The organism is Pelosinus baikalensis (assembly GCF_020819555.1).
Lineage (GTDB): Bacteria > Bacillota > Negativicutes > DSM-13327 > DSM-13327 > Pelosinus > Pelosinus baikalensis.
In genome coordinates this window covers 1-9,378 of record NZ_JAJHJB010000074.1, presented here as the reverse complement: position 1 = coordinate 9,378, position 9,378 = coordinate 1, and the positions used below count along the sequence as shown (strand labels likewise).

Sequence of the window (9,378 nt, the reverse complement as noted above, 5' to 3'; positions counted from 1 at the left end):
CTTGTTCTGGGTTGCTGAAAGCTGGGGTGGACATTTGTCGCTTGTATTGCCAGTGCATGCCAAGCGCGAAGTTACACCCCTGCCGGATGGTTATATTTTACGCTTCCATGCTGGACTCGAAGACTATCAGGATCTTTTGCGTGATCTCAACCAAGCGGCAGGATGTTTAGAAGTAATTAAGTAGGCTGTTAGGCGTGATATAATTTAATAATGAATTTTTCAGAAGAAAGACACAGATTATCTATCATGGAATAGTGCTGTGTCTTTTGTTATGTAGTACTTATTGCATAATGAAGTTAACTTTTCACTTCTCCCAAATATACCGACCAAGATCATTGTCATATTCAAAACGATAAGCCTCTGCATCAAACAATAGCTGCCATGTAAACTCATTTGTCTCACGTTTAAAGCGACCAGGGGAGAAGAAGGTGTGTTCAATCATGAAGTAGCTCTTTGTCCTAATTGCCATAGAAAAATTCATGCTTTTGATAGGGTGGAGGATAAGAATAAATTGTTAGAGAAATTAAGCTCTTATATTTACTAGGTTTTCAAAGCATGAGCAGAAAAGGCAATCCTTACGACAACGCTATCATGGAATCTTTCTATCGAACACTAAAACGAGAGCTTGTTGGGGCGTCAATTACGACAATCCTGAACAAGCTCAGATGGATATTTTCAAATGCATTGAGACTTACTACAACACCAAGCGAATCCATTCCTCATTGGGCTACCTTACTCCATGTCAATTTGAAAATTACCTAAACTCTTAACTTTTTGTCCAGTTTTTCTTGACTGTTCTATCAACAGACCCAATTAGGCTAGTTTATTCTTGGGGGCATACTACGAGCAATCAAGAAGACTGTTGGAATTGAAGAATAATGAAAAAAGAGCTATTTGATTGAGCTTTAAAATGACTCAGGGGATAATAGTGCCTCTTACTACTGATCCAAAAGGAAATCCCTTAAATCGTACCGATACGGTACCCATACCACCAGTAGTAATTGAAATTTCACGGTGGAAATCTTTAACTATTTCAGCGTTATTAGTATTGAAATACTTAACTTGCCCCAAAATTTCTGTATCCCCTAAAGGCTCAGCTGTAATTGTATAATCTGAACTATTCAAATGAGTAGCAATTTCCAACCATACACCATAAATCCCAGGAAGAGCCTGTAGTTCAAAAACCCTGTAAGTCAAAGAGGTAAAATGAGGTACTTCTTGTTTTTTTTCCAATAGTACTTCTTTAGAGTTTAAAATTTCCGAACCTGTTTCTTGATCATAGTTTCTCATTATATATCACCTCGCACATATTGTTATCTGGGGACTAAGTTTCTATACGAGTAACCCAAAAAACGCGGATTTGGTCTGTTGACGAACTAGTTTTAGAAATGATTTTTTTAGAGCCATGCTTAATAATCTGCATGACTTTTTTCATTGCGTAAGTGAATAGGGGAGTCTAAAAGAATTGGTAAACCCGTTTATGGATGAACCAGTAAAAAAGTCATAGAAAAAGCCCCTTTAGGGGCTGACTGAAAAGGTTAAGCGGCTGGTAGACTTTTTCAGTGAGTCTTGAGATTCAGCCAGTACCATGCCCTTATAGAGCATAATCAAGCCATCCGTTTTACGGGTAGTCCTGACTGGGAGGGTTCTTTATGATAGGGAAGAGCGATAACAAAGCAAAGTAAGTTTATGCTTATATGTCTTGATGAATTTATATCACAAGAACACCTACTAAGGAGAATTCTTACGGTCGTAGATTTTTTTCCCATTTGCAAAAAAGTCAGCAAGCTTTATTTTCCTGTCGGTCGATGTTCTGTTGATCCATCCAGTGCTGTTAGTAAGAAATGCTGTTGATCGGCTATTTCTATGGAATTTCTTTCGAGAGTAAAGTTGAATAAGAAGTATTTGGGGCGACTTTACTTTGGTGTCTCTATATGCCAATGGTAGTGTGTAACCGAACAGACTGCTTGAACCACAAATTAGGATTCTGCTCGGCCAATCGAGTGGAATGGTACAAGGGCACAGCGGCTATATCACCAGCCGGGAAGCGTTGGTACTCCAACTGTCTGAACCAAAAGTTTGGTTCAGATAAATGAAGATAATGTATAATTGAAGTGCTAAAGTTGTAATAATAGGCTTAAGAAGAAATGACCTAGATTACAACGAATGTGGGGGTAAGCAGTATGAGTTCAATACGACAATATTTAAAAACAGAATTCGTGGATTTAGTAGCAACGGAAGCTTTACGCCAATCACCAAACATATTGATTGGTGTTACTGATGAAGCCGCAGAGCAGTTAAAAAAACTCGACATACACAGTGTGTTTGATTTAGCTTTGTCTAAGGTTTTTGATAATGCAAAGAAATTATTGCAAGCTAGTCTTGATAAGACTAATAGTTTATCCCGTTTTGGTTCAGTTCCGTCGGATGCTATAGTTGACGGCGAGAATACAGACGATGTTACTAGCTTAGTATTTAAAAATATTTCTATTTTAGAAGGAATTTCCAGTAATGCGAGTAATATTGAACAAGCTCTAGGTGTTAAAAACATTCGTGAACTTGCGTTATGGCCACCATATCAAGTAGCTTATTCTATATTTCAATCTGAATTTAATCCGGGAGATACTCCGAACTATGATACAGAATCCCCACCAGATTTATTGCCAACATCTGGCATGTATCCAACTGAAAGGGTCTTTTATCAAGCAGTAGTTTTAGATAAAATTTTAGGATCCAATACGCCATTAAAACCAATCGAGGAGCAAATTGATATAAATGGAGCACCCACAGCGGTAGGGTTTACAAAACCTGCTATTGGGGCGATATTAACTTTTTCACAATCCTGGTATAATCAAGGAGTAACCCTTGGGCAGCTATTACACAGTATCGCTCTTGCTCCTGGAGAGAGTACTCGTATTGCAGTTATTGATTGGGCAAGAAGAACTAGTGCAAGGGTGGATGAAGTTATTGACGAATACGAGTTTTTAAGTAATTCTAACTTTCATAATCGCTCTATAAGTGAAGTTACTCAAGGAGTTGCTCAGGAAGTACAAAATGGATTTTCTAAGTCTACAGTTGAAGGCTCTTCTAGGACATCTGGTGGCGGTTGGGGAATATCAATCCCAGGAGTTGGAGGGTTGGGGGGAGGTTCAAAAGGTAGATCAAATTCAAGTAGTACGGCCACTAGTATTTCGTCATCATTTGGACGAAGAGATCTCTTTGCTACAATGTCCCAAAACATTATGGACAGTACGCAACAATATGCAAATACGGCACGTAATCGACGTGCTTCTACAATCAAGGAAGTTTCGCAGGTGGAAAGTGAACGAGTAAGTACAAGGATAATCACTAACTATAATCATATGCATGCTCTATCGGTACATTATTATGAAGTTGTGCAACTTTATCGAGTTGTAGCAGATCGAGTTTCAGTGGAAAGATGCCTATTCATTCCAATGAAATTGGTTGATTTTAATAAAGAAAATATTTTGAAAACATATAGAGATGTTCTTATAGATGTTGCTCTAAATGATAAAGTTCGGCGATTATTAGCATTGGATTCGGAATTCTCTTTTTTGAGAAGTATAAATCAAACTATTATTGATCGAGCAAATCTTGATATCTTGGATGGAGTCAGTTCGATAATAGGGAGTAATATTGTGCAATCGCCAGATGCACTTAAATTACCATCAAATTTGAAATTAACTAATATATCCTATAATGCACCTGCAGGGGTTGCTTTGACTCAATTTCAGATATTTCTACGCAATGGACAAACGCTTAATAAAACATTTAATGAAGATATCAATTATATGTTATCTGAAATTACCGCGATTAAGATTAAAAATGAGAAAAACGAAAGTGAACTTCCCGAAGTAACATTTAACTTAAATTTATTTATTCCTGGATCATCGGTTACTATTCCTATTGTATTAAAATTACAAAATGAAGCTGCTATTACAACTATCGACATAATAAATAGTCCAATAGATCAGGACAACGAACTAGTCAAGCATTTAAATGAGAATCAATTATATTATAGCCAAGCAGTATGGAGAAATTTGGATTCTGCGACTATTATGCTTCTTTTATCCTCCTATGAATATAACGATGACGTAAGTAGTGGAGCTAGTAATGGAACAACTGGTATTCCTGTTATTCAAATGATTGATCCAGTTCCAATTACTGTTTCTGGAAATTATCTTGTTTTTAGAATGCCAATTGACAATAAAAACGAAAAATGGAATGAATGGTTAAATGACAAAGGTTATAGCAATTTTTTGCCGAACGAAGAAGTAATTCCGTTACCTAGTGGAGGCGTATTTGCAGAAGCGGTGCTTGGTAGGTACAATTGTGCAGAGAAGTTAGATATTACCCGCTTTTGGAATTGGCAAGATTCACCTATTCCTGAAAAAGCTCCGGATATAGCTCCGGTTACAACTGGTTCAAGGCACCAAGATGATGACACTAAACCTGGTCAATTAAGTAATCCTATGGTGAATATTATTAATCCTTCAAATTTACCAGATCCTCAAGGTTTAGGGGCAGTTCTAAATGCTGTCAACAATGGTAATATGTTCCGTGATATGAGTGCCTTAGCAGCAACAATTGGTCTGACACAGGCAGGGCTCAACGCATCTACAAACTCTGCAGGACATGCAGCAGAGCAAGCTGGTAGTAACATGGCGACAGCGGGTAATTATCAAATCGAAATGATAAAGGCAATGCTGCCATTTATTGGAGCAGCTATGGGGGTTCCAATAGTACCCAATAATGCATCTGCAAATATTTCACAGGCTGGTGCTAAAGTTAACCATGGAGCAAAGCTTGATAAGAAAATAAACGATAATAAAAGAGAAAAATTAAATAAGGAATCTCCCAATACGAGTAGTCAGGAATTAAGAATGATTGGTACAGGAATTTCTGATCAAAAACCAACTGATTCTATTTCTAATGAATTGTTATCTAATGAAATAAATGCCTTTAACAGTACACTAGGTATCGGTGGGCTAATTAGTAGCATTCTTCATAAGATAACAGCTAGCATATCTCAGCCAGTCAAGCCAGTATTTAAAATATATGATACGGTACCTGATGTAAAAGAAAGAGAGGCAATTGGACCTTTTAAAAAGGTGATTAGAAGGGATGATATGCTTGGTGATTCGCCACTTAAAGTAAATACAAATGAAAATATAATATTTGAGGATGAAGAAAAAACAGGAGCAGATCGAAGGATGACTCCAAGATTAAAAGAAAAATTAGATGAACTTGCGATTTTAGTTAAAAAGGAATGGCCGTTATTAAGTCTACGAGTAACAGAAGCTTGGGATGAAGGTTTTGAACATGGAAAAGAACCAAGCGCTCATTATGAGGGAAGGGCAGCCGATATAAGTGTGAGTGATTCTGATATACAAAAGCTAGGTCGTCTTGCCCAATTGGCTGTTGAGGCGGGGTTTGATTGGGTATTTTATGAAAGTGAATATCACATTCATGTTTCGGTAAAACAAGAAAAAGAAACTGAGTAATAATAAAAAGTTTCAAAATATCTAATTTAAATGGAGGAAAAATGACAAATAACTACAGGTTGCTTTTTGTAGAAGATAATAAGGCAAAAGAAATTTGGCCACAAACGATAGCTAATAATTTTGTGAAATTAACTACAATATCAATGCAAACCTCTATGACACCTGAATCTCAAATATTGGATTTAAATGATTACAGTGGTAAAGTAATAGTTATATCTGGTCGCCCTCAAGGAAATTGGATTTGGTCAGCTAAAATTGAAGAGATAGCGGGTCCGCTAATGTCTAAACTAATCACTGATTTGATAACTGATGTCAGAACAAAAACAAAGCCGTCATACAAATGATTATGAAGGAGTAAAAATCAAGAACAAGCTTAAAAATACTGACTTTTCCTGCTGTACCAATCAATTTGACTATCTAGGCGATTAGTAAGTTAGTCGATTTTCGATATAACTGGAGAACACTGTTGTACTTCAGCCAAAATCCTCACCTCCAATAATAAGGGGTAAATTTTATACCCCGACATATTAATTTTTCCTATATCCAACCAACTCCACAATTCCTTCCTCTCTATATACCTACCAAGATCATTGTCATATTCCACTCTGCAAGCCTCTTCATCAAATAGGAGCTGCCAAGCAAACTCATTTGCCACGTTCAAAGCGACCAGGGGAGAAGAAGGTATGTTCAGTTGTAAAAACTACACATCTTAAATAAAGACACAGCCTGTCCATTTTAATAATGAATAGTACTGTGTCTTTTGTTAGCGTAACAGTTCACAACTATTTAATAATTTTAACGCTAGAGATGATTTTGTCAATGGTTTCGTGATCGGTTTTTAAGTTATCATATTCTCCGATAATATGGATATCATATTGGTACCCATTGCTATATAAAAAATAATGCAATTGATATTGAGGTTTTTGTAAACTTGGTCCAGAATAATGATGTAACATAAATCTTGAATCGTAATGATCGATTAGCAATGCTCCTTTATCTTCTACGCTCCAAGTTAAGTTTGATATCTCATTTATATTTAAGGCGCCTTTTTCCAGCTTAATAGCAAGATCATCTAAACTTTCTTCAGTGCGTGGTTTTACGTAGAGGGAGGCGCTAAAGTGAAAGTCACTGCGGTGGGAAAGTATGCCTGTATCAAATAACTTTGTATCCCAATTAGTAGGCAGAGATACAGAAAGATAGTCTGACATGGCATATGAAGTAAAATTCTGCGCAAAAACTGTTGTAGATAACAAAAAGAGGAAAGCTAGCACTATAAGTGGTATTTTTTTCATATTAATCCCTCCGTTATAATCTGTATAGAAGACAATTGAGATTTTCGTTTTTTTATGTATTAATTCTTTCTATATCCAACCAATTCCACAATTCCCTCCTCACGTACATACCTGCCAAGATCATTATCATATTCAACCCGACAAGCTTCTTCATCAAACAGCAACTGCCAAGCAAATTCATTTGCCTCACGCTCAAAGCGACCAGGAGAGAAGAAGGTATGTTCTATCATAAAGTAGTAGCCCCAGCCTTTGGAGTAGGGCATTCCATTGGTGCCATGTCCATAAAAGTAACATTTTCAAAAATATAAATGTATAAGCTCTTTTATATTATTAATAACGACTCTAAAGTATTTAATCGAGATAATTAATAATTTGTGAAGAATTCTGATGACCTAGTTATTATTTTATTTCATTTGGATAAATGCGAGTATAAATTGAACCAGCGGGAATATAATTAACACCAGGATAAGAATAATATAAAGCGTTTTGGCTTATAAATCTTAGAAGAAATTTTCTTGGCCCAAATCTAAAGCAGGAAGAATTCTCAGTTTTATATAAACCGTATATTCCAACATTTGATTTAGAGGAATATCCTACCACAAGGTAATCGTAGTTACCATATTTTTTACCAAGGTCTATTAAGCTTGATTTAATAATTATAGTCGGATGCGCATCTTCGTCGAGCCAAACCCCTTCAATTGTATCTAGTTGTTTCCCCTCAAAATATTTTTGAACAACTTGGTCTTGCGTTAGTCCCATAAAAGGATTTTCCTCTGCGTAAGATATTCCCGAAAAAACAAAAACTAAAAACGTAAATAAGCTGATGAAAAATTTTTTACTCATAATTATCTCTCCCTCATAGTAAATTTATCTAAATTTTTCCGAATTACTTCCTATACCCAACCAACTCTACAATCCCTTCCTCACGAACGTACCGACCAAGATCATTGTCATATTCAACCCTACAAGCTTCTTCATCAAACAGCAGCTGCCAAGCAAATTCATTTGCCTCACGCTCAAAGCGACCAGGAGAGAAGAAGGTATGTTCAATCATAAAGTAGTAACCCCAGCCTTTGTGGAGTAGGGCATGTCCTAATTCATGAGCGCAGACTTGTCTCTGTATATGTTCAGGCAGAGAGCTATTGATTATAATAAATTTGCGTCTTAAAACTTTATCATAAAAGCCCCGTACACCTGACTTTATAGGATAGAATAAAACAGTAATATTTAGAAAATCTGCTAATTCAAATGGATTTCTAGTATTATATTTCTTCATAAGATTTCGCACACGGCGCGGTATGTTCATCTACAACCTCCAGAAAAAGAAAACATATGTTCGACAATAAATGACAAAATAAAACACGACATAAAAATGGCGTGTTTTTTATTATGGAAAATATGCTTTTATAGTTAGGATCACTGTTATATTCACTATTGCACCTCTATTATTAATGGTAATAACTTAGGTTAAGAGTCTGGTGTAGCTTTTTTTCTTTTGTTTAATTCTTTTGCGCGTTTATAGAGCTCAAATTCAACGATATGCAATATTTCTTTTTTAGCATCCTCGTCGATTGGTACGCCATCAAACATAATATCGTGCTGCTCAAGGATTCTTTTTAGGTCCTTGGGCTTTTTAGTTTCGTTGCTAGGTCGGATAGAATGTGGATCGTCAGTAAATCCAAGCAAATAATCACTTGTAGTTTCATAGCGTTCTGCTAGTTTTTCTAAGACTTTACTACGAGGTACCTTGCCACTAACTTCCCAATTGGATATTGCTTGCTTAGAGTAATTAAAAATAACCGCAAGAGATTCTTGGCTATCGCCATTCTCTTCGCGTAATTGTTTTATTCTTTTGGCAAAAATCATATTACCATTCAAAATATCACCACCTATCTACTTACATTATAGTAAACTTTTAATTTACTTACTACGTCAAATAAAAGTTTACAAAAAGCTATTGACGAAAACTAATAGTTTACAGTATAATTGAGTCAACTAAAAGATTACTTTATATAAAGGAGGGATGATGCAATATGGCCCATATAGGTGATCTAATTCGCAAACAAAGAAATGAGATGAAAATGTCTGCCGAATATATCGCAAAACATCTTGCAAAACCGATGTCTAAGCAAGCTTTCGCTAAAAAAGAAAGAACAGGAAACTTTTCTTTTGAATTAGTAAAAGAGGTGGCAAAAATAATTGGTTGTAATATGGATATTTTTTTACCAACAAAGTCCACTAAAAGAGTTCATGGGAATAATTTATTAGATGATGAACAATCAGTAACATTAACAATGCAGGAGATTCCTTTCAAGCCTAGAGCCAGCTAAAGAGGTTAGACAATGCTATCGTATCCATATCGAAAAGGTAATGAAAGGAGTGAGACTTATTTCAGAAGAAATGCCTGCCGCAACCAAAGAACTTTTTTCTGCGAAAGAGATATTTTGTATCGCTAGACACATGCAACGCTATGTTGATGCATTAATTCACAGATATCCTCATGTCCCTGGACTTTGCTACCGGTGTCCTAGGATTCCTGAATGCTCAGAAACAAGCTACAA

The 9,378-nt window shown here is 36.0% G+C and carries 12 protein-coding genes and 2 pseudogenes; 7 read left to right on the top strand and 7 right to left on the bottom strand.

Annotated elements, in window-relative coordinates:
• Positions 1 to 184 (top strand): annotated as a pseudogene (locus tag LMF89_RS24300) (trans-sulfuration enzyme family protein); the annotation flags it as partial.
• Positions 185 to 304: 120 nt separating this feature from the next.
• Here LMF89_RS24300 and LMF89_RS24295 read toward each other — a convergent pair.
• Entirely contained in the window at positions 305 to 442 is a 138-nt protein-coding gene (locus tag LMF89_RS24295) for a hypothetical protein (protein ID WP_229537411.1), read from the bottom strand.
• 110 nt (positions 443 to 552) lie between these two features.
• Here LMF89_RS24295 and LMF89_RS24290 point away from each other — a divergent pair.
• Positions 553 to 770, top strand: a pseudogene (locus tag LMF89_RS24290) (integrase core domain-containing protein); the annotation flags it as partial.
• Between the two features lie 145 nt (positions 771 to 915).
• Here the strand turns inward: LMF89_RS24290 and LMF89_RS24285 are convergent.
• A complete protein-coding gene (locus LMF89_RS24285) occupies positions 916 to 1,290 on the bottom strand; it encodes a hypothetical protein (protein WP_229537410.1) in 375 nt (124 codons plus the stop codon).
• A gap of 399 nt (positions 1,291 to 1,689) precedes the next feature.
• Between LMF89_RS24285 and LMF89_RS26510 the strand changes: the two genes are divergently transcribed.
• The 3 genes from LMF89_RS26510 (at position 1,690) to LMF89_RS24275 (ending at position 5,869) form a co-directional block, all read left to right on the top strand.
• A complete protein-coding gene (locus tag LMF89_RS26510) occupies positions 1,690 to 1,854 on the top strand; it encodes a transposase (protein WP_500797131.1) in 165 nt (54 codons plus the stop codon).
• A gap of 329 nt (positions 1,855 to 2,183) precedes the next feature.
• Positions 2,184 to 5,525, top strand: coding sequence for a hypothetical protein (locus LMF89_RS24280; protein ID WP_229537409.1), 3,342 nt, complete (start codon positions 2,184 to 2,186; stop codon positions 5,523 to 5,525).
• Between the two features lie 41 nt (positions 5,526 to 5,566).
• On the top strand, positions 5,567 to 5,869 hold the full coding sequence (locus tag LMF89_RS24275; protein ID WP_229537408.1) for a hypothetical protein: 303 nt from the start codon (positions 5,567 to 5,569) through the stop codon (positions 5,867 to 5,869).
• Between the two features lie 438 nt (positions 5,870 to 6,307).
• On the opposite strand, the gene LMF89_RS24270 is transcribed toward LMF89_RS24275, so the two are convergent.
• The 5 genes from LMF89_RS24270 to LMF89_RS24250 all read right to left on the bottom strand — a co-directional run bounded on the left by LMF89_RS24270 (position 6,308) and on the right by LMF89_RS24250 (position 8,695).
• Entirely contained in the window at positions 6,308 to 6,817 is a 510-nt protein-coding gene (locus LMF89_RS24270) for a hypothetical protein (protein ID WP_229537407.1), read from the bottom strand.
• Between the two features lie 59 nt (positions 6,818 to 6,876).
• Positions 6,877 to 7,047 carry a hypothetical protein gene (locus LMF89_RS24265; protein ID WP_229537406.1) on the bottom strand — a complete coding sequence of 57 codons (171 nt, stop codon included), beginning with the start codon at positions 7,045 to 7,047 and terminating at the stop codon, positions 6,877 to 6,879.
• Between the two features lie 169 nt (positions 7,048 to 7,216).
• Complete coding sequence (locus LMF89_RS24260) at positions 7,217 to 7,660, bottom strand: hypothetical protein (protein WP_229537405.1); 444 nt, start codon at positions 7,658 to 7,660, stop codon at positions 7,217 to 7,219.
• Between the two features lie 43 nt (positions 7,661 to 7,703).
• Positions 7,704 to 8,123: an ImmA/IrrE family metallo-endopeptidase gene (locus LMF89_RS24255; RefSeq protein WP_229537404.1), complete on the bottom strand. Its 420-nt coding sequence runs from the start codon at positions 8,121 to 8,123 to the stop codon at positions 7,704 to 7,706.
• Between the two features lie 161 nt (positions 8,124 to 8,284).
• Positions 8,285 to 8,695: a helix-turn-helix domain-containing protein gene (locus tag LMF89_RS24250; RefSeq protein WP_229537403.1), complete on the bottom strand. Its 411-nt coding sequence runs from the start codon at positions 8,693 to 8,695 to the stop codon at positions 8,285 to 8,287.
• A gap of 155 nt (positions 8,696 to 8,850) precedes the next feature.
• On the opposite strand from LMF89_RS24250, the gene LMF89_RS24245 reads away from it, so the two are divergent.
• Positions 8,851 to 9,147, top strand: a complete 297-nt coding sequence (locus LMF89_RS24245; protein ID WP_229537402.1) for a hypothetical protein — start codon at positions 8,851 to 8,853, stop codon at positions 9,145 to 9,147.
• A 49-nt stretch (positions 9,148 to 9,196) separates the two neighbouring features.
• On the top strand, positions 9,197 to 9,378 hold a 182-nt coding region (locus tag LMF89_RS24240), incomplete at its 3' end, for a hypothetical protein (protein ID WP_229537401.1).

Bases quoted from the DNA above. Each gene is read 5' to 3' on its own strand.
- LMF89_RS24295 (WP_229537411.1), bottom strand. From the start codon at position 442: ATGATTGAACACACCTTCTTCTCCCCTGGTCGCTTTAAACGTGAGACA.
- LMF89_RS24285 (WP_229537410.1), bottom strand. From the start codon at position 1,290: ATGAGAAACTATGATCAAGAAACAGGTTCGGAAATTTTAAACTCTAAA.
- LMF89_RS26510 (WP_500797131.1), top strand. From the start codon at position 1,690: ATGCTTATATGTCTTGATGAATTTATATCACAAGAACACCTACTAAGG.
- LMF89_RS24280 (WP_229537409.1), top strand. From the start codon at position 2,184: ATGAGTTCAATACGACAATATTTAAAAACAGAATTCGTGGATTTAGTA.
- LMF89_RS24275 (WP_229537408.1), top strand. From the start codon at position 5,567: ATGACAAATAACTACAGGTTGCTTTTTGTAGAAGATAATAAGGCAAAA.
- LMF89_RS24270 (WP_229537407.1), bottom strand. From the start codon at position 6,817: ATGAAAAAAATACCACTTATAGTGCTAGCTTTCCTCTTTTTGTTATCT.
- LMF89_RS24265 (WP_229537406.1), bottom strand. From the start codon at position 7,047: ATGATAGAACATACCTTCTTCTCTCCTGGTCGCTTTGAGCGTGAGGCA.
- LMF89_RS24260 (WP_229537405.1), bottom strand. From the start codon at position 7,660: ATGAGTAAAAAATTTTTCATCAGCTTATTTACGTTTTTAGTTTTTGTT.
- LMF89_RS24255 (WP_229537404.1), bottom strand. From the start codon at position 8,123: ATGAACATACCGCGCCGTGTGCGAAATCTTATGAAGAAATATAATACT.
- LMF89_RS24245 (WP_229537402.1), top strand. From the start codon at position 8,851: ATGGCCCATATAGGTGATCTAATTCGCAAACAAAGAAATGAGATGAAA.